Genomic DNA, 23544 nt, shown 5'->3' on the forward strand with positions numbered 1-23544 from the left:
GTTGCTATGACAGAGCGCAGCGGGATTATCGCCGCCGGGAATATGCTGGTGGATCACGTGCACCAAATCGTCCAGTGGCCGCAGCGCGGGTGGCTGGCTGAGATTGTCCACAGCGAACGCTCGACGGGCGGCGCGCCGCTGAACGTGCTGCTGACGCTGGCGAAAATGCACGTCGGCCTGCCGCTGCAGGCGGTGGGGCTGGTGGGCGAGGATCATGACGGCGATTACATTATGGCGATGCTCGATCAGTATCATGTGAATCGCCAGCACGTTCACCGTACGACCTTTGCGCCCACCTCCATGTCGCAGGTGATGACCGATCCCAGCGGGCAGCGCACTTTCTTCCACTCGCCCGGCGCTAACCGCCTGCTTGATTTGCCCGCCTTTGACCGGCTTGAGTCGTCATTTAAAATCTTTCACCTCGGCTACCTGCTGCTGCTCGATAGCCTGGATATGGAGGATGCGGAATACGGCACGCGCAGCGCAAGGCTGCTGGCGCAGATGTCCCAGCAGGGCTACGAAACCTCTCTTGATTTAGTTTCAAGGCAGGGCGACCCGCGCTATCGCCCGATGGTGCTCCCGGCCCTGGGCTGGCTGGATTACCTGGTGATTAACGAGCTGGAGGCCGGCGAGTTTAGCGGGCTGGATATTCGCCGGTCAGACGGCTCGCCGCACGTAGAGAATATCGCTCAGGCCGCCGGCCTGCTGCTTGAGTCCGGCGTGCGTCAGCGCGTGGTCATTCACTGCCCGGAAGGCGCATGGGGCGTGGAAAAGAGCGGCGAAGGGGTATGGGTGCCGTCGTTTCGTTTAGCCCCTGAAGAAATCATCGGCAGCGTAGGCGCGGGCGACGCGTTTTGCGCCGGGATGCTGTACGGCTGCCATGAAAAATGGTCGCTGGTCGATAGCCTGAAGCTGGCGCACGCCTGCGCGCGCGCTAATTTGCTGTGCGCCAATGCGATAGACGGCGCAAAACCGCTTACGGAACTCCAGATGTTTATTAATGAGAACAGCTAGCGGCTACCGGCGGCTGTTAACAATAGCTCAGGCGGCATGATGCTCCGCCTGGATGATATCCGCGGCGAAGACGTAGCCTACGCCACGGATAGTGCGGATTAACGACGGCTGATGAGGGTTAACCTCTATTTTTCTGCGCAGGCGCATGATGAGCACGTCGATCGTTCTGTCGAAGATTTCCAGGCTTTCGCTGTGGGTGAGCTCCAGCAGCCGTTCACGGGACAATACCTTGCGGGCGTTTTGCATCAGCGCCAGTAGCAGACCGTATTCCCCCTGCGTAAGGTCGACCTGCTCGTGCTGCGCGTTAAACAGCTGGCAGCGATCGGTATCTAACCGCCAGCCGTTAAAATGTAGCCCGCTGGTTTTTGTCGTCGCCGTCTCCACGGCCAGCGCCCCCGTGCGGCGCAGCACCGCTTTAACCCGCGCCACCACCACGCGAGGATTAAACGGCTTGCCGATGTAATCATCAGCGCCCATCTCCAGACCCACCACGACGTCGGACTCGCTGCCAAGGCCGGTCAGCATCACTACCGGCAGCTCAGGACGCTGCCGCTGAATCTGCTGCAGCACCTGCAGGCCGTTGATATCCGGCAGCATCATATCGAGCAGCACCAGCGCGATCGCCGGCCGCTGGGCAATCATCGTTAAGGCATCGTTGCCGGTATGACAAACCTGCACGTCAAAGACGTGCTCGTTAAGGGTATCGCGCAGCACGTCGCAGATAGCCAGATCGTCATCCACCACCAATATTGCAGGCTTCATTGTTATTCTCCGGGGAGGATGTTCAGGTCGATAAGTAAGTGTGAACGATAGTTAATGGAGTGCCGCATAAAAGACAAATGCCCGTGCTGAAATTTCAAGCAGCGTCACAAACGGCCAGCCGCGCGCGAGGGCATTTATGCACAAGGCCGGCGAACCTCCCTTTCTTACCCTGGCTGGCGGATAAAAAAAACGGCCCCGCGGGACCGTTTAGTTTTGCTTCTCAAAACGGCTTAGCCGTTCGCTTTATCCGTAAAGCCGCCCAGCATTTCACGCTCGTAAGCCGCCGCCTTCTTGTGGTCAAACTTGTGTTCCCACTTGGCGATAACCAGCACCGCCAGCGCATTTCCCACCACGTTCAAGGCGGTACGCGCCATGTCCAGAATACGGTCGACGCCGGCGATAAACGCCAGTCCTTCCAGCGGAATGCCTACGCTGCCAAGGGTTGCCAGCAGCACGACGAAGGAGACGCCCGGCACGCCGGCGATGCCTTTTGAGGTCACCATCAGCGTCAGCACCAGGATGATTTCCTGACCGAGCGACAGTTCGATACCGTAAAGCTGCGCGATAAAGATGGCCGCGATGCTCTGGTAGAGCGTGGAGCCGTCAAGGTTGAAGGAGTAGCCGGTCGGCACCACGAAGCTGGTAATGGATGCCGGCGCGCCGTACGCCTCCATCTTCTCGATAATGCGCGGCAGAACGCTTTCGGAGCTCGCCGTGGAGAAAGCCAGAATCAGTTCGTCCTTGAGGATGCGAATCAGCGTCCAGACGCGCAAACCGCACAGCCGGGCCACCGCCCCCAGCACGATCAGCGCAAAGAACAGGATGGCGAAATAAACCAGCAGCACCAGCTTGAGCAGCGGCCACAGCGACGCAAACCCGAAGTTGGCTACCGTTACCGCGATCAGCGCAAAGACCCCGACCGGCGCATAGCGCATCACCATGTGGGTTACCTTGAACATGGTTTCGGAGACAGAGCGGAATACCGTGACCAGCGGTTCACGATGCGCTGCAGGCAGCGAAGAGAGGCCAAGACCAAACAGCACCGAGAAGAAGATAATCGGCAGCATGTCGCCTTTGGCCATCGAAGCCACGATGTTAGTCGGCACGAGGGAAAGAATGGTGCCCATCAGGCCGTGCGCGTGGCTCTGAACGTCCTCGGCGGTGTGCTGATATTTCGAAATATCCACGCTGGCAAGCTGCGACATATCAATGCCGTGTCCCGGCTGGAACACGTTCGCCAGGGTAATCCCAAGGATAATGGCAACCGTCGTGATCACTTCGAAATAGAGAATGGTTTTCGCGCCGATTCTTCCGAGCTGTTTCGCATCGCCCACGCCCGCAATCCCTACCACCAGCGTAGAAATCACAATCGGCACGACAATCATTTTGATCAGATGAATAAAGATATCGCCTGCCGGAGAGAGCAGGTTGGTGATAAGCCATTCGCGCTCATCACTCTGATAATGCAGAACGCTTCCCAGCGCGATACCCAGCACCAGCGCCAGCAGTATCTGCCAGGCAAGGCTGACCTTTGGTTGTTTCATAACGATTTTATTCCTCAATAAAACGCCATTCCCAGGATGTTGCCCAATGAGAACGTCACAAACGTAAAAGGGGTATGACAAACGTCGGGGATTACGAGGGGCTTTTTCAAGCGGCTGTATGAGTACCATTTGTACGCTATGCTGCGCAACCCTGCCTGTTCAGGGATATTCACTCAAAATACGCCGTTAAACGGAACTTTAGTTATATCTCCTGCTATAACTTATTGTTATAAAATATATTTACTCATGCCTTTTTCAAATAACCCTCGCGGTGAATTATTTCTCCTTCACGATTCGTTTGATTAATTTTCAGCCAATTCAAATAACGACGTGATCTGTCGCCCAAAAAGTAAACAAAGCTGGCAATACCCCTACAATTAACGTTTGCGTGACATATTATTAACATCCTCAAGGAGAAAAAAAGCCATGACACAACTACACAAACACGCTATTCCCGCAAATATTGCGGAACACTGCCTGATAAATCCGGAGCAATACCAGTCCCTGTACCAGCAGTCCGTCCACGATCCGGACGCGTTCTGGGGCGAACAGGGGAAAATCCTCGACTGGATCAAACCCTACCAGAAGGTGAAAAACACCTCCTTCGCGCCGGGAAACATCTCTATCCGCTGGTATGAAGACGGCACCCTGAACCTGGCGGCCAACTGCCTGGATCGCCATCTGAAAGAGCGCGGCGAGCAGACGGCGATAATCTGGGAAGGCGACGATGCGACCCAGAGCAAAAACATTACCTATCGCGAGCTGCATCGCGACGTCTGCCGCGTTGCCAATACCCTGGTCGAGCTGGGCATCAAAAAAGGCGACGTGGTGGCTATCTATATGCCGATGGTGCCGGAAGCCGCCGTGGCGATGCTGGCCTGCGCGCGCATTGGCGCGGTGCACTCCGTTATTTTCGGCGGCTTTTCCCCGGAAGCGGTAGCCGGACGCATTATTGATTCCAGCTCCCGGCTGGTCATCACGGCGGACGAAGGCATTCGTGCCGGGCGCTCTATTCCGCTGAAGAAAAACGTCGATGACGCGCTGAAAAACCCCAACGTGAAGAGCGTTGAGCACGTTATTGTCCTGAAGCGCACCGGCGGCGACATCGAGTGGCACGAGGGCCGCGACCTGTGGTGGAACGAGCTGGTCGAGAAAGCCAGCGCTCACCACCAGCCGGTGGAAATGAACGCCGAAGACCCGCTTTTTATCCTTTATACCTCCGGTTCGACCGGCAAACCGAAGGGCGTGGTGCACACCACGGGCGGCTATCTGGTCTACGCCGCAACCACCTTCAGATACGCTTTTGATTACCATCCGGGCGACGTCTACTGGTGCACGGCGGACGTGGGCTGGGTCACCGGACACAGCTATTTGCTGTATGGCCCGCTGGCCTGCGGCGCCATCACCCTGATGTTTGAAGGCGTGCCGAACTGGCCGGCGCCGAACCGCATGGCGCAGGTGGTGGATAAACATAAGGTTAATATTCTCTACACCGCGCCGACGGCGATTCGCGCCTTGATGGCCGAAGGCGATAAAGCCATTGCGGGGACGGATCGTTCGTCGCTGCGGATCCTTGGCTCCGTGGGCGAGCCGATCAACCCGGAAGCCTGGGAGTGGTACTGGAAGAAAATCGGTAACGAGAAATGCCCGGTCATCGATACCTGGTGGCAGACCGAAACCGGCGGCTTTATGATTACCCCGCTGCCGGGGGCAACCGAGCTGAAAGCGGGCTCCGCTTCACGCCCGTTCTTTGGCGTGCAGCCGGCGCTGGTCGATAACGAAGGCAACCCGCAGCAGGGCGCCACCGACGGCAACCTGGTGATTACCGACTCCTGGCCAGGCCAGGCGCGCACCCTGTTCGGCGACCACGAACGTTTCGAGCAAACCTATTTCTCCACCTTCAAAAATATGTATTTCAGCGGTGACGGCGCGCGTCGCGACGAAGACGGTTATTTCTGGATAACGGGCCGCGTGGACGACGTGCTGAACGTTTCCGGCCACCGTTTAGGCACCGCGGAGATTGAATCAGCGCTTGTCTCGCATCCTTTGGTCGCCGAGGCCGCGGTGGTGGGCATCCCGCATAACATTAAGGGCCAGGCGATCTATGCGTACGTTACGCTAAATCACGGCGAAGAGCCGACGCCTGAGCTGTATGCCGAAGTGCGCAACTGGGTGCGTAAAGAGATTGGCCCGCTCGCCACGCCGGATATTCTCCACTGGACAGACTCGCTGCCGAAAACCCGCTCCGGCAAGATTATGCGCCGCATCCTGCGCAAAATCGCCGCCGGGGATACCAGCAACTTTGGCGATACCTCGACGCTTGCCGATCCTGGCGTCGTCGAAAAACTACTGGAAGAAAAACAAGCTATTACCATGCCTTCATAGCGTTGATTTTTTACCCCCTCTCCCCGCCGGGGAGAGGGAAACGGGCCCTGCTTCACTCAATATAATCACAACACAACCTTACCTCTGGAGACTCTGTGATGAATGACCTCATTTATCAACGGATAGAAGACAGCGCGCATTTCAGGGAGCTAGTCGAAAAACGGCAGCGTTTTGCCATTATCCTGTCGATTATCATGCTGGTGGTTTACGTCGGCTTTATCCTGCTTATCGCCTTCGCGCCCGGCTGGCTGGGCACGCCTTTGCACGCGGGCACCAGCGTCACGCGCGGCATACCTATCGGCATTGGCGTTATAATTATCTCCTTTGTGCTTACCGCCGTTTACGTCTGGCGGGCCAACGGTGAATTCGACCGGCTGACCCGGGCGATGCTGCGCGAGGTAAACGCATAATGAAACGTCTTCTGACCGCGGTTATCACAGCGCCCCTGCTTGCCTTATCCGCCACGGCGCTGGCGGCCGACGCCATTACCGGCGACGTGCAGCGCCAGCCGACCAACTGGCAGGCGATCATGATGTTCGTCATCTTCGTCGCCCTGACGCTGTACATCACCTGGTGGGCCTCGAAGCGTACCCGCTCGCGCAGCGATTACTACACCGCCGGCGGCAATATCACCGGCTTCCAGAACGGGCTGGCGATTTCCGGCGACTTTATGTCGGCGGCCTCCTTCCTGGGGATCTCCGCGCTGGTCTACACCTCCGGGTACGACGGCCTGATTTACTCGCTCGGCTTCCTGGTCGGCTGGCCGATTATTCTGTTCCTGATCGCCGAACGCCTGCGCAACCTTGGGCGCTATACCTTTGCGGACGTCGCCTCTTACCGTTTGAAACAGGGGCCGATTCGTATCCTGTCTGCCTGCGGCTCATTAGTGGTGGTGGCGCTGTATCTCATCGCGCAGATGGTCGGCGCGGGCAAGCTTATCGAGCTGCTGTTCGGCCTGAACTACCACGTTGCGGTGGTGCTGGTCGGGGTGCTGATGGTGATGTACGTGCTGTTTGGCGGCATGCTCGCCACCACCTGGGTACAAATCATCAAGGCCGTGCTGCTGCTGTTCGGCGCAAGCTTTATGGCCTTTATGGTGATGAAGCACGTGGGCTTTAGCTTTAGCAATCTGTTCAGCGAAGCCATGGCGGTACACCCGAAAGGCGCGGCTATTATGAGCCCCGGCGGCCTGGTGAAAGACCCTATCTCGGCCCTGTCGCTTGGCCTGGGGCTGATGTTTGGCACCGCCGGCCTGCCGCACATTCTGATGCGTTTCTTCACGGTCAGCGATGCCCGCGAAGCGCGTAAGAGCGTGCTCTACGCCACCGGTTTTATGGGTTATTTCTACATCCTGACCTTTATCATCGGCTTTGGCGCCATCATGCTGGTGGGCGCTAACCCGGCGTTTAAAGACGCGGCGGGCGCGCTAATCGGCGGCAACAACATGGCGGCGGTGCACCTTGCTAACGCCGTGGGCGGCAACCTGTTCCTGGGCTTTATTTCCGCGGTTGCCTTCGCCACGATTCTGGCGGTGGTGGCGGGCTTAACGCTGGCCGGGGCCTCTGCGGTTTCGCACGATTTGTATGCCAACGTGTTCCGCAAAGGCGCTTCCGAACGCGATGAAATCCGCGTGTCGAAAATTACCGTGCTGATTCTGGGGGTGGTTGCCATCGGGCTGGGTATTTTGTTTGAAAATCAGAATATCGCCTTTATGGTGGGCCTGGCGTTCTCCATCGCGGCAAGCTGCAACTTCCCGATTATCCTGCTCTCCATGTACTGGTCAAAGCTGACCACCCGCGGCGCGATGATCGGCGGCTGGCTTGGCCTGCTGACGGCGGTGATCCTGATGATCCTCGGCCCGACGGTCTGGGTGCAGGTGCTGGGCCACGCCACGGCTATCTTCCCGTACGAGTACCCGGCGCTGTTCTCTATTCTGGTGGCGTTTATCGGCATCTGGGTATTCTCGATTACCGATAACAGCCCGGAAGGCAACCTCGAACGCGCGAAATTCCGCGCTCAGTTCATCCGTTCCCAGACCGGGATCGGTATTGAGCAAGGCCGCGCGCACTAAGCGCTTATCCCCGGTCATCCGGCCGGGGATTTTCTCTTAATCAAAACATCAGCCAGCTAATCAGCGGCGCTCCTGTCACCATCACCACGCCCGAGAGCATCATGACCAGGCTTGCGACTACGCCCTCCTGCGGACCCAGCTCATAAGAGCGGGCCGTGCCCGCGCCGTGCGATGCCGCGCCGAATCCCGCCCCTTTTGCCATGCCTGCGCGAATTGACAGCCGCAGGAACAGCACGTCGCCGACCGCCATGCCGAAGACCCCCGTGATCACCACAAACAAAGCGACCAGTTCCGGCTGCCCGCCAATAGGCTTTGCCGCCGCCAGGGCAAAAGGCGTGGTGATAGAGCGTACGGCAAGGCTGCGCTGGATTTCGTCGGACAGCATAAGCAGGCGCGCCAGCCAGACCGAGCTGGTCACCGCCACCACCGTCGCCGTCGCCACGCCCGCAGAAAGCGACATCCAGTGGCGCTTTATCACCTTCAGGTTGTCATACACCGGCACCGCGAAGGCGATAGTCGCCGGTCCCAGCAGCCATAGCAGCCAGTGCGCTTCCCCCATGTAATTCTGATAGGAGATATGGCCGGCTATCAGCATCAGCACCAGCAGTACGGGCGTTAACACCAGCGGCATAAGCGGCAGCTTGTGAAAGCGGCGGTAGAGCTTTTTATTGGCGCAATAGAGGATAACCGTCATCGCAAGGCACAGTACGCTGATTTGAAAGCTACTCACCGCGGGCCTGCCTGCGGGCTTCACGGGCCAGTTCGTAACGATACACCTTGTCCACCACCAGCGCCGTCGCCCCCAGCACCAGCAGGGTACTCACCGCGATAACCAGCATTATGCGCCAGCCGTCCGCCATCAGCAGCTGCAGGTAATTCACCACCGCCACCACCGCCGGCACAAAAAACAGCAGCATTTCGGCCAGCAGCCAGCGCGATCCTTCCCGCACCCACCTGAGCGGCACCACCCGGCAAATAATCAGCATCAGCAGGGTCAGCATGCCGACGAGATTGGCGGGTAAAGGCAAATGCCAGCGCCCAACGGCCCATTGCGCCGCGATAAAAAGGCCTGCATACAGCCCGACCTGAAGCGGTATCTGTATGCGGTTTACAACGGACGGCGTAAAGCGACCTGTCGCCAGGGCCATGGGGGTTATTCTCCAGAAAAATGCAGGAGGTGATTATAGTTAGCACCTCGCCCGGCAAGAAATGAATTAAAATCATCGAAGGTATAGTTAACGGGAATACTTATGGATATCAGAACGCTGCGTTATTTTGTTGAAGTCGTCCGCCAGCAAAGTTTTACCCGCGCAGCGGAGAAGATGTTTGTCACTCAGCCGACCATCAGCAAGATGTTGCGCAACCTCGAAGACGAGCTGGGCTGCACTTTGCTGATTCGCAACGGCCGCAGGCTGCTGCTTACCGATACCGGCGAGGTGGTTTATCAGCGCGGCTTAACGATTTTAGGCGAGTTTCGCCAGCTGGAGGCGGAGTTAGGCGATATTAACCACCTCAGCAAAGGCGTGCTGCGGCTGGGCATTCCGCCGATGGTGGGGATGCTGATGACCGGCCCCATCGGCCTGTATCGCCAGCGCTACCCCGGCGTGGAGCTGAAGATTTCCGAGTTCGGCGGCCTGACGGTGCAGCAGGCGGTGATAAACGGCGAGCTGGATTTAGCCATGACGGCGCTTCCGGTAGAAGACGAGGACGCCTTTTCAACGCTGCCCCTGTTTCGTCATCCGCTGTGCGTTCTGGTGCCCCGCTCGGGCCCGTGGATGGCTCGTACAAGCATTAAGCCCGACGAGCTCGCCGCTCACCCGCTGCTTATCTATAACGAAGACTTTGCCCTTAGCCGCCAGCTGATGCAGCTGTTCCACGAGCACGGCTTTACGCCGCGCATCGCCGTAAGAAGCGGGCAGTGGGACTTCCTCGCGGCGATGGTCCAGGCCGGGATCGGCATTGCGATTTTACCAGAGCCCATCTGTCAGAAGCTGGATAAGACCACCTTAATGTGGCTGCCGCTGGAGAGCGATTTGACCTGGCAGCTGGGGATGATCTGGCGGGAAGGAATTTATATTTCACAAAGCGCGCAGGCGTGGATTGCCTGCTGTAAAGAGTTCTGGCCGGGGCTGCCCGGCCAGTAAAGCCCGCTGACGCTAGTGCTGTTCAATCAGCAGCGCTTCCAGCAGGTCGAGATCGTGCAGCAGCTTTTGCAGCGTCTCGTTGCTGATTTTTTGCGTAGCGCGCAGATGGTAGAGCTCGGCGCGCTCGGAACGTAGCGCTGCCAGCCGGAAGCGGCGTTCCAGATTCTCCTCCAGCGCGCTGCTTTCCACGTCGTTTCGCCCATCGGCGCGGCGGCGCAGGTTGCCGATAACGCGCGAGCTTACCTCCGTAAGCAGCTGATCGTCGATATTCTCTTTGGTGTCCGCCGCCAGGCGTTCTTCCATTTTCTGAATCGCGACGATGGCCACTTCTGCCGTTGCGGAGCGGGCCAGGCGCTCCTCCTGACGGGCCACGGATTTGTCCGCCAGTTCGACATTCTTCAGCAGCACGGGCAGCATTATCACCCCTGCGAACAGCGAGAACAGGATGACGCCCGCGGAGAGGAATATCAGTTCATAACGGGCGGGGAACGGCGTGCCGTCGCCCAGAAACAGCGGAATGGAGAGCACGCCGGCAAGGGTAATCGCCCCCCGCACGCCGGCAAAGGAGGCGACCGCCAGCTCGCGGGTGGTGAAGGAGCCAAACTCCAGCGGGCGTTTCTTCATAAAGCGCAGGCTGAGGCGCTTCATGGACCACAGCCACAGGAAACGTACGCCAATCAACGCGATATAAATCATCACGATATCGAAGAACAGCATCCACAGCTCGACGTTCGGATCGGCGTTGGCGGCCGTGATGGAGGTTTCCAGAATCCCCGGCAGCTGCAGGCCCAGCAGCAGGAAGACCATGCCGTTGAAGACAAATTCCAGCATCGCCCAGACGCTGTTAGCGCGCAGGCGCATGGCCAGCGGCGCGCTGCGCAGCACGCCGGAACGCGTAATGGTCATCCCCGCCGCAACGGCCGCCAGGATACCCGAAACGCCGATATGTTCGGCAATCAAATAAGAGGCAAAAGGCAGCAGCAGCAGCAGCAGGATTTGCGTTGCGGGCTCGTCACCGCTCCAGCGGCTCATCAGGCGCAGCGATTTCCCGTACAGCCAGCTTACCGCGATACCCGCAAGCAGGCCGCCGATGGCCACTTTCAGAAACTCCACCGTCGCCCCGCCGACGGTAAAGACCATAGTTCCGACCGCCACGGCGACCGCCATTTTCAGCGATACCAGGCCGGACGCGTCGTTCATCAGGGCTTCGCCTTGCAAAATCCCCATGATTTTCTTCGGTATGCGCCCTTCCCCGACGATGCCGGACAGCGCCACGGCATCGGTCGGCGACAGCACGGCCGCCAGCGCAAACGCCGGAACCAGCGGAATGCCCGGCACCAGGTAGTAAATCAAAAAGCCGATGCCTACGATGGTGACCAGCACCAGCACCAGCGCAAGCCCGATGATTTCCCTGCCGTGGTTCAAAAATTCATTGGTTGGCGTCTTCCAGCCGTCCGCAAACAGCAGCGGCGGGATAAACAGCACGAGGAATAATTCAGGATCGAACTCAACGTGCAGGCCGAAGTGCGGCCATGCGAGCAGCGCGCCGATGGCAATTTGCATTAACGGCAGCGGGATCTGGAACGGCAGCATGCGCGTCGCTACCCCAGATAAAGAGACCACAAGGGTCATAATGAGAATGGTAAAGAAGATTTCCATGCTTTCCTTAGTCAGTCGCGGTGTGTTGTGAAACCCTTTTTGCAGGATGTTGTTCTAATAATAAAACAACTTTCTACACCGAAAGGAAACAGGAAATAGCCCGAAAGGAAATAAGTTGCGGGCCAGCGACGTGGCCCGCAGGATTTGCAGATTAAATTGCCCAGCCGCCGGCGTAAAACGCGACCAGAGCGATAGCAATCACAACGGTGCCGATATTCAGCCTGCGCCACTCGCCGGAGAAGATGCGGCCAATCACCAGCGAAGCGAAGCCGATCATGATGCCGGTAACGATGTTGCAGGTCAGCACGATAAACACCGCGGTGATAAGGCCCCGCCATGGCATCAACAAAATCGGCGAAGTCGATTTTTGCCACGTTGCTCAGCATCAGCAAGCCAACGTACATCAGCGCCGGAGCGGTGGCGTAAGCGGGCACCAGGTAGGACAGCGGGGACAGGAACAGAATCAGCAGGAACAGCACGCCGACGGTAATCGCCGTCAGGCCAGTTTTGCCGCCTGCCGCGGTACCGGCCGCGGATTCAATATAAACCGCCGCCGGAGCCGCGCCCACCAGGCCTGAGAACACGCTGCTCAGGGAGTCGGTGGTCAGCGCTTTGCCGCCGTCGATGATTTGTCCGTTTTTATCCAGCAGGTTTGCCTGACCGGCAACGGCGCGGATAGTGCCGGTGGCGTCGAACACCGCGGTCATCACCAGCGCGAGGACGCTTGGCAGAACGATTGGGTTGAGCGCGCCCATAATATCCAGGCTGCCGATCAGCGAATTACCCGCCTCGTCTTTCAGGGAAGGCATCGCGAAAATGCCGGAAAAATGCACGGACGGATCGAAGATAAGCCCGATAATGGAAATACCGATGATGGTCAGCAGAATGCCGCCCGGCACCTTGAGTTTTTCCAGACCGATAATCACCGCCAGGCCAATCAGCGACATGATCACCGGGAAGCTCGCGAAATGCCCCAGCGTGACCGGCAGGCCGTCGAGCGGGTTTTTGATCACCAGGCCGACGCCGTTTGCCGCAATCAGCAGCAGGAACAGGCCGATGCCGATGCCGGTGCCGTGCGCAACGCCCATCGGCAGGTTGCGTAAAATCCAGCTGCGGATGCCGGTTGCGGAAATAATGGTAAACAGCACGCCCATCAGGAACACCGCGCCCAACGCGACGGGAACGCTGATGTGCTGGCCGAGCACCAGGCTAAAGGCGGTGAACGCGGTCAGCGAGATGGCGCAGCCGATAGCCAGCGGCAGATTCGCCCACAGGCCCATGACCAGAGAGCCCACGCCCGCCACAAGGCAGGTCGCCACGAAGACCGCCGCAGGTGGGAAGCCTGCTTTGCCCAGCATGCCGGGCACAACGATGACGGAATAGACCATCGCAAGGAAAGTCGTAAGGCCCGCCACGACTTCCTGGCGGACGGTGCTGCCACGTGCGGATATTTTGAACCAGGCGTCAAGACCGCCGGTTGCACGCGGTGAAGGAGTAGACATAGTGAAAAATCCCCTGAGATTTTTATAATTAGGTCGTTACATGCGCAGGACTTCCCGCTGCCGATTAAACGTCTTATCCCTGTGCTGCGATTGCGACAAAAGGGGCGTCGCAAAAAAAGCAAACGTTTAACTTCGCGTGTAAAAACCGAGCGTCGAAATGAAGGCAAACGATTATCCGGCCTTCCCGAGGGGATTTTCAACCGAACTTTATCGCTTTTTGCGGAAAATAACGCTGGCTGGCGAAATAATCGCCAGAGCGTGCGCAAACGTTATCGTGAATGCGCAATTTCGCAACAATGCTGCAAGATACCGGTAATGTGTTTTACCGGCTCATAGGATTTTTGGATGGCTCAGCCGCCGGGAACCTCTAAGGGGGCCGCCCTGCTGCACGGCTCTTTGCCACGCCGGACGCATTTGCGCTTTTTTCATCCACGCCCGCAGGTTTGGCAGGTCGTTATCGCCGCCGCGGGCGAGTAAGGCAATCAGCGGGAAGATCATCTGCACGTCCGCGACGCTGAACGACTGTCCGGCAAACCAGGGGGACTTGCCCAGATGGTCCTCAATAAAGCGCGCATGCGTGGCGATTTGTTTATTCAGCCAGGCTTTCTGCATGCCCTGCCCGAGCATGCCGCCTACCGGGCGCAGCAGCCGGGGCACCGGCGCTTTGCCCAGCCGGCTGAACACCAGTTTCATCACCAGCAGCGGCATCAGCGACCCTTCGGCATAGTGCAGCCAGAAGCGGTACTGAAGCCTGTCCTGCGCATCCGCGGGTTTTAAGCGGCTTTCGCTATCGTAGGTTTCCTGCAGGTATTCAAGGATGGCGCCGGACTCGGCGATAACGTTCCCGTTGTCTTCCAGCACCGGCGATTTACCTAACGGATGCACTTTTTTCAGCGCCTCGGGCGCCAGCATGGTGGGCTCGCGCTGGTAGCGAACGATTTGATACGGCAGCTCAAGTTCTTCAAGCATCCACAGCACGCGCTGGGAGCGGGAGTTGTTCAGGTGATGGACGGTAATCATCGGCTAACCTTTTGTTTTCGCAGATGGGTTAACTATAGGTAACCCGGCGTGATTTGCGGATAAAAAATCGCTCAAAAAATACGCACTTTTATCTTGAAAGCTCAACAAGGGGATCTACACTTAAAGTGTCAGCGCAATCCGGAACCTCCTGAGAACGAGTGATTGAGGGACGCTGATGTCGGGGGAAACCCTCCTTGCGAAAAGCGGGATAGAGCGAAAGACAAAGACCGGGAACAAACTAAAGCGCCGAAGTCGGGCGCTTTAGTTTTTTAGTCTTCCAGCAGGCGGGCGCCGGTACCCTCTTCGCCCAGCTTATCGCCAGGGTTGCGCAAAGGACAGTCCGCCCTGGACAGACAGCCGCAGCCGATACAGCCGTCCAGCTCATCTCTTAACGCCGTCAGCGTATGGATGCGCCGGTCGAGCTCCTCGCGCCAGAGCGACGAAAGCTTCTGCCAGTCGTTTTTATTGATGGAGTGCCCGTTCGGCAGCACGCCAAACGCATCGCCGATGGTCGCCAGCGGAATGCCGATACGCTGGGCGATCTTGATGATGGCCACCGTTCGCAACACGTCACGCGTATAGCGCCGCTGATTGCCGCTGTTGCGCGTACTTTTTATTAAGCCCTTACTCTCATAAAAATGCAGCGCGGAAACCGCCACGCCGCTGCGTTTCGCCACCTCGCCCGGCGACAGTAAGGATTTAAAGCGGGGTGATTTCTTTTCCAAAATGCTCTTTACCTCAAGTTAACTTGAGGAATTATACTCCCGGGCAACAAAACCTGCTAATCGAATACTTTGATTGAGGACGGCCCATGGCACACCAGGACATCATTTATACGCTGACTGAATGGATTGATGAGCACATCGACCAGCCGCTTAACATCGACGTGGTGGCGAAAAAGTCTGGTTATTCAAAATGGTATCTGCAGCGAATGTTCCGTACTGTCATGCGCCAGACGCTGGGCGAGTACATTCGCCAGCGCCGCCTGCTGCTGGCGGCTAGAGAGCTGCGTTCAACCCAGCGTCCGATCTTTGATATCGCGATGGATTACGGCTACGTGTCGCAACAGACGTTTTCCCGCGTGTTCCGTCGCGAGTTTGACCGCACGCCCACCGACTACCGTCATCACGCCTGAGCTAACCGGCAAAGGCGACGTCGTTGCCGCTGCCTGGCCGATACAGCCAGGCGATAAACTCCTGCGGCGGTAACGCCCTGGCGAAGTACCAGCCCTGACAGTACTGTACGCCGCGCGCCTGAAGCCAGGCGACCTGCTCGCGCGTCTCCACGCCTTCGGCGATGGTTTTAAGATTCAGACTGTGCGCCATATCAATAATATGTTCGGCGATAAGATAACTGGCCCGGTCGCTGGTGAGGTTGTCGATAAAGGATTTATCTATTTTCAGGATATCGACGTTGAGAAATTGCAGATTGTGCAAATTCGCATAGCCGGTGCCGAAGTCATCAATGGCGATTTCAAAACCGGCCTGGCGGAACGCCTGAATAACAGGACGGGTTTTCGGGACGTCAATAAAACCTCTTTCCGTTACCTCAAGCTTTATTTGCCCGGCGCTGACGCCGTATTTTTTTATTTGTTCCGAAAGCATCGTCACCAGTCGGGGACAGTGGAAATCCGCTGCGGAAAAATTAATGGAAATATAAAGTTCGGGATGATCCGCAAGAAATTCGCCAAAATCATTAAACACGGCGTTAATCACATAGTCGGAGATTTTTTGCATCAGGCCTTCGGCTTCGGCCAGAGGAATAAACGTGCCGGGGCTAATCGACTGCCCGTTATAATTGACCCAGCGCAAGAGCGCTTCGGCCCCTACGCACCTTCCGTTTTGCATATCGATAATCGGCTGGTAATGCAGTTTTAGCTGGTTGTCCTCAATTGCGCGCAGCAGCATGCGCCGTGGCGAATTAAACTGCCGGCGGCTTCGCGACCACATCAGCAGTATTATGGCGCTGCAGATCATCCCTAAAGGCACGGTGAGCGTCAGCTGGTGGTACCACTCTTTATTAAAACGCTCCCCGGAAGTGGAAACGATCACCGCAATTGGCCTGTGCGATGATTTTTCTACCGTATAAACCCGCCCCGCGTCGGTGAAATAGTTATCGTCGTTTAAAATAAAATGGTGCAGCCGTTTAATATCGACCCGTTCGCTTAAAGAGAAAAATTGTTTGGTGACAGTATCATATACGCCATAGATCAGGCTCGGGTCGCTTGACATCACGTCGGCGTAGGTGCGTGGATTGACCACCACGATAAAATCGCCGCGCTGCATATACGTCATTTTATGACCGCTATAAAAAGGCGTATCCAGATAATAGAATATTGAGATGGCCGGCCTGCGCGTGTAATTAGCCGGCGGGGCAATAAAGGGCACGGAAGGTTTATAAACGGTAGAGCATATAAATGCATTTCCATGCGCGTAAATCAGATCTTCGACATACAGTTTGCTGCGCGCGATATCCTGTAATTTCTGCATATGTTGCGTACTACAGATCGGTCCGCTATAGCGCTGCGCTTCATCCTGGGCCGCCTCAACGTGCTGGATGACGATTTCCGTTTTCGCTATCACTAATTGCGCAAAGGAACGCAGATGATGCTGCGTTTCGCTGGCGGCCCGGTCGTGGGCAAAGTATACCGCCAGCATGACGGGCAAACACACCGTCAGCATAAAGCCCAGGGCGCGTAAAGCACGTAAATAAATCCGTTTTGTCATGGTCGTCACATGTCCCTGCTATTACCGCCCGTTGTCGTTTAACTGGAACAAACCTGCAAGCCGTCGATTACGTTGCATGAATAATCATGCATTAGCAATAGTCTTTTTTTACTTAGAGATAAAACGCAGGTGAAAATAAGAAATGGCGATATATAAAACAGGTATTCCTGATGCAATATTGAGTCGCGCAAACCGGGTTATGTTTATTATCTTAATTTAAATAGCAGAGAATAATTCGTTAAGTGAAATCACTATACTTATAAACAGGCGGGATAGTTAAGCCTGAAAAATACAAGGATTTTGCGGCAGCAAGCATGGCCTGTGCCCTGATGAACGAACCTCTTTTGATGGGAAAGTGCGCAAAAAACGCGCCGCGCATCTGGCGATTAAAAGAACAAATGTGATAGACTTCACACACTTTATGCAACAGCGTTATCTTTTACATTTTTGCAAAAACTTATCGCCCTGACGGTTTCCGCACGTCCTTTTCTGCGCCTGCCTTTGTGCTTAACCGTTACGCCTGATAAGTTTACCTTAAGAGGATCGGTTTTCATGACGACAATCACTACCGGCGTGTTGCTGATGCGCTGGCCGTTAGCCAGTGCGGTTCTGATGTTCCTTGCCAGCACGCTAAATATTCAGTTTCGTAAATCTGACTACGCGTTTTTGGCCGTGGTGAGCAGCGGGCTGGGGATCGCCGCCGCGCTGTGGTTTGCTACCGGCCTGTTAGGCCTCACGCTGGCGGATTTTCCCGTCATGTGGGCCTCGTTTAAAGACGTGATGGTGGAAATCATGAGCCATACGCCGCCAGAATGGCCGATGGTGATGACCTGAGTTGTTAAGCTTCAAACCCCGCATCCACTAAAAACCGCTGCGTGTCCGTCCTGAGCAGGAAATCAGCCAGCGGTTTTGCCTCGCAGCGGCACTGCGCAAGGGCATAGACCGACCGGATATTGTAATCGAGCGGAATATCCACCACCGCGACATCGGACCGCTCGCGCAGCGCAGACGCATAGCTTCGATAGCCGATAAATATATCCGCCAGCCCGCTGCGAATTAACCACGCGCTCGCCAGCTCGCCTTCAGGCACCTTCTGGCTTAACGGGCCGCCGACCAACGGCTTAGCGCGCCTTCGCAGCTTTATGCCCGCCCCGGGATGAAGCTGTTCAATACGATCGAAAAGCTGCCAGGTGTAATCGCCGGACGGGTCGCTGCCCGGCGTGGACGTAGCCAGCCTCAGGTCGTCGCGGCAGAGCATCTCCAGCCAGCTTGCCCGCTCGTCAAACTGCGATTGCCTCACCGTCAGGCAAAGGCGATTGCCCGCGAAAGGATGCACTTCCTGTGCGATTCCGGCCCGCTGCAGCGTAAGCGGATGCGCCATATTTGCGGAAGCGAACAAATCGCACGCTTCGCCCTCTTCGATTCGCAAACGCAGCAGGCCCCGCCGGGCCGAACTGCGTTTGCGTCCTGATGCCTGATTCCGCCGTAAAGCGCGTCATCAGCGGCGTCCAGACAAGACGCAGGCTTCCTGCCGCCATCACCTTTAACATCGCTAGTTCACGCCCTGGTAATCGGTGCGGTAAAAACGGTGATACCAGTCGTCCGCCATTTTCTGCATATCGATATCGCGGAATTTTTCAGGATAGAGCTTTTTCGCCATCCACAGCTCGCCGATACCCATGGCTTCCGGCATCGGATAGCCCCAGGCCTTAGCGTATTCCGGCATCAGGTAGATCCGATGATTTTTCACCGCGTCAATCACCTGCCATTGAGGACCGTTGTTAATCTCAGCCACCACTTTTGGGTAGCGATCCTGCACGAAAATCACCTGCGGATTCCAGGCAATGACCTGCTCCATGGCCACCTCTTTAAAACCCTGGATTGTCGAGGCGGCGACGTTGAGCGCGCCGGCATGGGACATCATCAGTCCCGTGTACTTTCCGGATCCATAGGTCGTCATTTCAGGGTTCGCCATGTAAGCGCGTACTCGCTTACTTTCCGGAATCCCCTGCAGACGCTCGGCGACCAGCTGGCGGTTGGCAAAGGTGGCGTCCAGCAGCGCTTTGGCTTCTTTCTGCTTGTTGACCACCTCGCCGATAAGCGTGATGCCCTCTTTTAGCCCGAGGTTATAAGCCTGCTCTTCATCGGCCATCGCAGGGTTTAGCTTAGCCTTCTGGCCCGCGTCGTCATGACGCAGAGAAATCGCTATTACCGGCAGCCCAAGCTTGCTGATGCTGTCGATCATCTCCTGCGGCGCGTAGTTGGTCACAAACACCACCTGCGGATGCAGGGCCACCAGGCTTTCCGTATTCACGTGGGTCAAATCGCCGAGCATGGCTTTATGCTCTAACTCCGGCGCAAGGCGGACGTATCCGTCGCCAAGCTGCTGTTTCCAGTTGGCAAGAATGCCGACGATTTTATCCGAGGCGTTCATCTGCACCAGGAGGTTAAGGGTTTGGTGCTGCAGCACGACAACGCGGTCAACCTGGTCGGGAATGGTGACCTGGCGTCCTAACTGGTCGGTAACAACGCGGTTGGCGAGAGCGGCGAGCGGGGAAATAAGGAGTAATGCGCCAATAAGCAGGCGACGAGAAAGCATGTTCAAAATAGTTTCCTTCTTACGTTGTATAAACAAATATACAGCGATGAAGGTTAACAGCCCAGGATTTTTAAGGAGTAGTGAAGGGGTAGATAAACAAAAACCCCCGCCGCTTGCGCGACGGGGGTTTTGCGGATTTAAGCGACGAACGCTTTATACTAAACGCAATCAGAACGGGATATCGTCGTCAAAATCCATCGGCGGTTCGTTGTTAGAGGGCGCCGGAGCGCTCGGCTGCTGCGGACGAGACTGCGCGCCGCCGCTGAACTGGTTGCCGCCCTGCGGCTGCTGAGGCTGGCCCCAGCCGCCCTGCTGCTGGCCGCCGTTGCCGCCGCCCGCCGGTGCGCCTGCGCCGCCGCCCGCGCGGCCGCCCAGCATCTGCATGGTGCCGCCCACGTTCACCACGACTTCGGTGGTGTATTTTTCAACGCCAGCCTGGTCGGTCCATTTGCGCGTCTGCAATGCGCCTTCGATATAAACCTGGGAACCTTTACGCAGGTATTCACCCGCCACTTCCGCCAGTTTGCCGAACAGCACAACGCGGTGCCATTCGGTTTTCTCTTTGGTTTCGCCGGTTTGCTTATCGCGCCAGGACTCTGACGTGGCCAGGGTAATGTTGGCGACAGCGCCACCATTTGGCATGTAGCGTACTTCCGGGTCCTGACCCAGATTCCCGACGAGAATCACCTTGTTTACGCCTCTGCTGGCCATGATCGTGTCTCCTGAAACGTTTTATGAATAGTGTAAACCCTCGATTCTACCACGCCACCCCTAATGTTTATAGCTGCGGGATGGATTCCAGAATGTCGGCGCTTTATACATTATCGCATTAAAACACTGGATATCCATTCAGGTTTTATTGTGTCATAATTAGCCGTTTATGATCGCCGGTGGCATCATGCGGCCGGGCAAAAGCGTTTAATCCGGGAAAGGTGAATGGATAAGATCGAAGTTCGGGGCGCCCGCACCCACAATCTCAAGAATATCAATCTCGTAATCCCCCGCGACAAACTCATTGTCGTGACCGGGCTTTCGGGTTCAGGCAAATCCTCACTGGCTTTCGACACCTTATACGCTGAGGGTCAACGTCGTTACGTTGAGTCCCTCTCCGCCTATGCGCGTCAGTTCCTGTCGTTGATGGAAAAGCCGGACGTTGACCATATCGAAGGGCTGTCGCCTGCGATTTCTATCGAACAGAAATCCACGTCGCACAACCCGCGTTCGACCGTCGGCACCATTACGGAAATCCACGACTACCTGCGCCTGCTGTATGCGCGCGTGGGCGAACCGCGCTGCCCGGACCACAATGTTCCGCTCGCGGCGCAGACCGTCAGCCAGATGGTGGATAACGTGCTGGCCCAGCCGGAGGGCCGCCGCCTGATGCTGCTGGCGCCCATTATCAAAGACCGCAAGGGCGAACACGCCAAAACGCTGGAAAACCTCGCAAGCCAGGGGTATATCCGCGCCCGTATCGACGGAGAGGTGTGCGATCTTTCCGATCCGCCAAAGCTTGAGCTGCAGAAAAAACACACCATCGAGGTGGTCGTAGACCGCTTTAAAGTGCGCGAAGATATCGGCCAGCGCCTGGCGGAATCTTTTGAAACCGCCCTTGAGCTGTCCGGCGGCTCCGCGGTGGTTGCCGATATGGACGACGAAAAGGCCGAAGAGCTGCTGTTCTCGGCGAACTTCGCCTGCCCGATTTGCGGCTACAGCATGCGCGAATTAGAACCGCGCCTGTTCTCGTTCAACAACCCGGCCGGGGCATGTCCAACCTGCGACGGCCTGGGCGTGCAGCAGTATTTCGATCCGGATCGCGTGGTGCAAAATGACGAGCTGTCGCTGGCCGGCGGCGCCATCCGCGGCTGGGATCGCCGTAACTTCTACTACTTCACCATGCTGCGCTCCCTTGCGGAGCACTATAAATTCGACGTGGAAACGCCGTGGAATGCGCTGAGCGCGTCGGTGAAAAACGTCGTGCTAAACGGTTCCGGCAAAGAGACCATCGAATTCAAATACATGAACGATCGCGGCGACACCTCCGTGCGCCGTCATCCGTTCGAAGGCGTGCTGCACAACATGGAACGCCGCTACAAAGAGACGGAGTCTTCCGCGGTGCGCGAAGAGCTGGCGAAATTCATCAGCAACCGTCCGTGCGCCAGCTGTGAAGGCACCCGCCTGCGCCGCGAAGCGCGCCATGTGTATGTGGAAAACACCCCGCTGCCGTCCATCTCCGATATGAGCATCGGCCACGCGATGGAGTTCTTCCAGAACATGAAGCTGAGCGGCCCAGCGCGCGCAAATCGCGGAAAAAGTGCTTAAAGAGATTGGCGATCGCCTGAAATTCCTCGTCAACGTCGGGCTGAACTACCTTTCGCTTTCCCGCTCCGCAGAAACGCTCTCCGGCGGCGAAGCCCAGCGTATCCGTCTGGCAAGCCAGATCGGCGCCGGCCTGGTCGGCGTGATGTACGTGCTGGATGAGCCTTCCATCGGCCTGCACCAGCGCGATAACGAACGCCTGCTGGAAACGCTGATCCACCTGCGCAATCTCGGCAACACCGTCATCGTAGTAGAGCACGATGAAGACGCGATTCGCGCCGCCGACCATATCATCGATATCGGCCCCGGCGCCGGCGTGCACGGCGGCCAGGTGGTGGCTGAAGGCACCATGCAGGACATTATGGACGTGCCGGAGTCGCTCACCGGGCAGTTCCTGAGCGGCAAGCGCGAAATCGCCGTGCCTGCAAACCGCGTGCCTGCCAATCCGGAAAAAGTGCTGAAGCTGGTGGGTGCCCGGGGCAACAACCTGAAAGACGTCACGCTGACGCTGCCGGTTGGCCTGTTTACCTGTATCACCGGGGTTTCCGGCTCGGGTAAATCGACGCTGATTAACGATACGCTGTTCCCGATTGCCCAGCGCCAGCTTAACGGCGCCACCATTGCGGAGCCGGCAGCCTATCGCGACGTACACGGGCTTGAGCACTTCGACAAAGTTATCGATATCGACCAGAGCCCGATTGGCCGTACGCCGCGTTCCAACCCTGCGACCTATACCGGCGTGTTCACGCCGGTACGTGAGCTGTTCGCCGGCGTGCCGGAATCCCGCGCGCGCGGTTACACCCCGGGCCGCTTCAGCTTTAACGTGCGCGGCGGACGCTGCGAGGCCTGTCAGGGCGACGGCGTGATCAAGGTGGAGATGCACTTCCTGCCGGATATTTACGTGCCGTGCGATCAGTGCCGGGGCAAGCGCTACAACCGCGAAACGCTGGAGATTAAGTACAAAGGCAAGAGCATCCACGAGGTGCTGGATATGACTATTGAAGACGCGCGGGCCTTCTTCGATGCCGTTCCGGCGCTGGCGCGTAAGCTGCAAACGTTAATCGACGTGGGCCTGTCTTACATTCGCCTCGGGCAGTCGGCTACGACCCTGTCCGGCGGCGAAGCGCAGCGTGTAAAACTGGCGCGCGAGCTGTCCAAACGCGGCACGGGCCAGACGCTGTATATTCTCGATGAGCCGACCACCGGCCTGCACTTTGCGGATATTCAGCAGCTGCTGGAAGTGCTGCACCAGCTCAGAGACCAGGGCAACACCATTGTGGTTATCGAACATAACCTCGACGTGATTAAAACCGCGGACTGGATTGTCGATCTCGGCCCGGAAGGCGGCAGCGGCGGCGGCGAAATCCTCGTCTCCGGTACGCCGGAAACGGTCGCCACATGCGTTGCCTCTCATACCGCGCGCTTCCTTAAGCCATTGCTGAAGTAATCACTGCGCAAGCTGCTGCCTGGTCTGTTCGGGCAGCAGCGATAGCGCCTGCTGATACGACGCGTCCACCAGGTAATAAATCTGCGAATCCGGCAGCGTGCCGTCCAGATAAACCGTGCTCCAGTGCGCCTTGTTCAGATGCGCGCTGGGAAAAACGTCTTTGTGGCTCTCACGCAGCAAATCCGTCAGCTCCGGGCTTGCTTTGAGCGACACCGCCGGGCGATTTTCCACCTCATGCACCATCGCATACAGCACGTCCGCCACCTTAATCTGCGTGGCCTTCCAGTCGCTGTGAACGCTCTGCTCGGCGCCCGGTTTATTCATGCAGTACTGTAATAGCTCCGAATTGGTCATT

The 23544-nt window shown here is 57.2% G+C and carries 19 protein-coding genes and 2 pseudogenes; 8 read left to right on the top strand and 13 right to left on the bottom strand.

From position 1 onward, the window contains the following. The first annotated feature begins 6 nt into the window (after positions 1–6). The gene (locus WLO32_RS18840; protein WP_435946508.1) at positions 7–1014 is read left to right on the top strand and encodes a carbohydrate kinase family protein; all 1008 of its coding nucleotides are present in this window, start codon (positions 7–9) and stop codon (positions 1012–1014) included. 27 nt (positions 1015–1041) lie between these two features. Here WLO32_RS18840 and WLO32_RS18845 read toward each other — a convergent pair whose 3' ends face one another. Continuing rightward, entirely contained in the window at positions 1042–1776 is a 735-nt protein-coding gene (locus tag WLO32_RS18845; protein WP_435946509.1) for a response regulator, read from the bottom strand. Positions 1777–2006: 230 nt separating this feature from the next. Then, a complete protein-coding gene (gene gltP / locus WLO32_RS18850; protein ID WP_435946510.1) occupies positions 2007–3320 on the bottom strand; it encodes a glutamate/aspartate:proton symporter GltP in 1314 nt (437 codons plus the stop codon). 426 nt (positions 3321–3746) lie between these two features. On the opposite strand from gltP, the gene acs reads away from it, so the two are divergent. From acs to actP, 3 genes are all read left to right on the top strand, one after another. Next, positions 3747–5705 carry an acetate--CoA ligase gene (gene acs, locus WLO32_RS18855; protein WP_435946511.1) on the top strand — a complete coding sequence of 653 codons (1959 nt, stop codon included), beginning with the start codon at positions 3747–3749 and terminating at the stop codon, positions 5703–5705. Positions 5706–5803: 98 nt separating this feature from the next. Beyond that, the gene (locus WLO32_RS18860) at positions 5804–6115 is read left to right on the top strand and encodes a DUF485 domain-containing protein (RefSeq protein ID WP_435946512.1); all 312 of its coding nucleotides are present in this window, start codon (positions 5804–5806) and stop codon (positions 6113–6115) included. Further along, complete coding sequence (actP, locus tag WLO32_RS18865; RefSeq protein ID WP_435948341.1) at positions 6112–7776, top strand: cation/acetate symporter ActP; 1665 nt, start codon at positions 6112–6114, stop codon at positions 7774–7776. Before WLO32_RS18860 ends, actP begins: the two co-directional genes overlap by 4 nt. Positions 7777–7816: 40 nt before the next feature. Here actP and WLO32_RS18870 read toward each other — a convergent pair whose 3' ends face one another. Continuing rightward, on the bottom strand, positions 7817–8506 hold the full coding sequence (locus WLO32_RS18870) for an LrgB family protein (RefSeq protein WP_435946513.1): 690 nt from the start codon (positions 8504–8506) through the stop codon (positions 7817–7819). Next, positions 8499–8924, bottom strand: a complete 426-nt coding sequence (locus WLO32_RS18875) for a CidA/LrgA family protein (protein WP_435946514.1) — start codon at positions 8922–8924, stop codon at positions 8499–8501. Before WLO32_RS18875 ends, WLO32_RS18870 begins: the two co-directional genes overlap by 8 nt. A gap of 102 nt (positions 8925–9026) precedes the next feature. On the opposite strand from WLO32_RS18875, the gene WLO32_RS18880 reads away from it, so the two are divergent. After that, positions 9027–9920, top strand: coding sequence for a LysR family transcriptional regulator (locus tag WLO32_RS18880; protein WP_435946515.1), 894 nt, complete (start codon positions 9027–9029; stop codon positions 9918–9920). Between the two features lie 12 nt (positions 9921–9932). Here the strand turns inward: WLO32_RS18880 and WLO32_RS18885 are convergent, their stop codons facing one another. The 4 genes and pseudogenes from WLO32_RS18885 to soxR form a co-directional block, all read right to left on the bottom strand. Next, complete coding sequence (locus WLO32_RS18885) at positions 9933–11579, bottom strand: Na+/H+ antiporter (RefSeq protein ID WP_435946516.1); 1647 nt, start codon at positions 11577–11579, stop codon at positions 9933–9935. 151 nt (positions 11580–11730) lie between these two features. After that, positions 11731–13081 (bottom strand): annotated as a pseudogene (locus WLO32_RS18890) (NCS2 family permease). A 330-nt stretch (positions 13082–13411) separates the two neighbouring features. Then, entirely contained in the window at positions 13412–14101 is a 690-nt protein-coding gene (locus WLO32_RS18895; protein ID WP_435946517.1) for a glutathione S-transferase family protein, read from the bottom strand. 269 nt (positions 14102–14370) lie between these two features. Beyond that, positions 14371–14826 (bottom strand): redox-sensitive transcriptional activator SoxR, encoded by a 456-nt coding sequence (gene soxR, locus WLO32_RS18900; RefSeq protein ID WP_435946518.1) that lies wholly within the window; start codon positions 14824–14826, stop codon positions 14371–14373. A gap of 86 nt (positions 14827–14912) precedes the next feature. Between soxR and soxS the strand changes: the two genes are divergently transcribed. After that, positions 14913–15236 (top strand): superoxide response transcriptional regulator SoxS, encoded by a 324-nt coding sequence (gene soxS, locus WLO32_RS18905; RefSeq protein WP_435946519.1) that lies wholly within the window; start codon positions 14913–14915, stop codon positions 15234–15236. A gap of 1 nt (position 15237) precedes the next feature. Here soxS and WLO32_RS18910 read toward each other — a convergent pair whose 3' ends face one another. Next, positions 15238–16827: an EAL domain-containing protein gene (locus tag WLO32_RS18910; protein WP_435946520.1), complete on the bottom strand. Its 1590-nt coding sequence runs from the start codon at positions 16825–16827 to the stop codon at positions 15238–15240. A 552-nt stretch (positions 16828–17379) separates the two neighbouring features. On the opposite strand from WLO32_RS18910, the gene WLO32_RS18915 reads away from it, so the two are divergent. Next, positions 17380–17661 carry a YjcB family protein gene (locus WLO32_RS18915; protein ID WP_435946521.1) on the top strand — a complete coding sequence of 94 codons (282 nt, stop codon included), beginning with the start codon at positions 17380–17382 and terminating at the stop codon, positions 17659–17661. A 4-nt stretch (positions 17662–17665) separates the two neighbouring features. Here WLO32_RS18915 and WLO32_RS18920 read toward each other — a convergent pair whose 3' ends face one another. From WLO32_RS18920 to ssb1, 3 genes are all read right to left on the bottom strand, one after another. Continuing rightward, positions 17666–18256 carry a substrate-binding domain-containing protein gene (locus WLO32_RS18920; RefSeq protein ID WP_435946523.1) on the bottom strand — a complete coding sequence of 197 codons (591 nt, stop codon included), beginning with the start codon at positions 18254–18256 and terminating at the stop codon, positions 17666–17668. 123 nt (positions 18257–18379) lie between these two features. After that, the gene (locus tag WLO32_RS18925) at positions 18380–19426 is read right to left on the bottom strand and encodes an ABC transporter substrate-binding protein (protein ID WP_435948342.1); all 1047 of its coding nucleotides are present in this window, start codon (positions 19424–19426) and stop codon (positions 18380–18382) included. A gap of 168 nt (positions 19427–19594) precedes the next feature. Further along, the gene (gene ssb1 / locus WLO32_RS18930) at positions 19595–20137 is read right to left on the bottom strand and encodes a single-stranded DNA-binding protein SSB1 (RefSeq protein ID WP_121266678.1); all 543 of its coding nucleotides are present in this window, start codon (positions 20135–20137) and stop codon (positions 19595–19597) included. Between the two features lie 225 nt (positions 20138–20362). Between ssb1 and uvrA the strand changes: the two are divergent. After that, positions 20363–23189 (top strand): annotated as a pseudogene (gene uvrA / locus WLO32_RS18935) (excinuclease ABC subunit UvrA). Here the strand turns inward: uvrA and WLO32_RS18940 are convergent. Next, complete coding sequence (locus WLO32_RS18940) at positions 23190–23543, bottom strand: MmcQ/YjbR family DNA-binding protein (RefSeq protein ID WP_435946525.1); 354 nt, start codon at positions 23541–23543, stop codon at positions 23190–23192. Position 23544 lies beyond the last annotated feature (1 nt).

The sequence above is a fragment of the Dryocola mayonis genome (assembly GCF_051307045.1).
Lineage (GTDB): Bacteria > Pseudomonadota > Gammaproteobacteria > Enterobacterales > Enterobacteriaceae > Dryocola.

Bases quoted from the DNA above. Each gene is read 5' to 3' on its own strand.
- WLO32_RS18840 (WP_435946508.1), top strand. From the start codon at position 7: ATGACAGAGCGCAGCGGGATTATCGCCGCCGGGAATATGCTGGTGGAT.
- WLO32_RS18845 (WP_435946509.1), bottom strand. From the start codon at position 1,776: ATGAAGCCTGCAATATTGGTGGTGGATGACGATCTGGCTATCTGCGAC.
- gltP (WP_435946510.1), bottom strand. From the start codon at position 3,320: ATGAAACAACCAAAGGTCAGCCTTGCCTGGCAGATACTGCTGGCGCTG.
- acs (WP_435946511.1), top strand. From the start codon at position 3,747: ATGACACAACTACACAAACACGCTATTCCCGCAAATATTGCGGAACAC.
- WLO32_RS18860 (WP_435946512.1), top strand. From the start codon at position 5,804: ATGAATGACCTCATTTATCAACGGATAGAAGACAGCGCGCATTTCAGG.
- WLO32_RS18875 (WP_435946514.1), bottom strand. From the start codon at position 8,924: ATGGCCCTGGCGACAGGTCGCTTTACGCCGTCCGTTGTAAACCGCATA.
- WLO32_RS18880 (WP_435946515.1), top strand. From the start codon at position 9,027: ATGGATATCAGAACGCTGCGTTATTTTGTTGAAGTCGTCCGCCAGCAA.
- WLO32_RS18885 (WP_435946516.1), bottom strand. From the start codon at position 11,579: ATGGAAATCTTCTTTACCATTCTCATTATGACCCTTGTGGTCTCTTTA.
- WLO32_RS18895 (WP_435946517.1), bottom strand. From the start codon at position 14,101: ATGATTACCGTCCATCACCTGAACAACTCCCGCTCCCAGCGCGTGCTG.
- soxS (WP_435946519.1), top strand. From the start codon at position 14,913: ATGGCACACCAGGACATCATTTATACGCTGACTGAATGGATTGATGAG.
- WLO32_RS18910 (WP_435946520.1), bottom strand. From the start codon at position 16,827: ATGACAAAACGGATTTATTTACGTGCTTTACGCGCCCTGGGCTTTATG.
- WLO32_RS18915 (WP_435946521.1), top strand. From the start codon at position 17,380: ATGACGACAATCACTACCGGCGTGTTGCTGATGCGCTGGCCGTTAGCC.
- WLO32_RS18925 (WP_435948342.1), bottom strand. From the start codon at position 19,426: ATGCTTTCTCGTCGCCTGCTTATTGGCGCATTACTCCTTATTTCCCCG.
- ssb1 (WP_121266678.1), bottom strand. From the start codon at position 20,137: ATGGCCAGCAGAGGCGTAAACAAGGTGATTCTCGTCGGGAATCTGGGT.
- WLO32_RS18940 (WP_435946525.1), bottom strand. From the start codon at position 23,543: ATGACCAATTCGGAGCTATTACAGTACTGCATGAATAAACCGGGCGCC.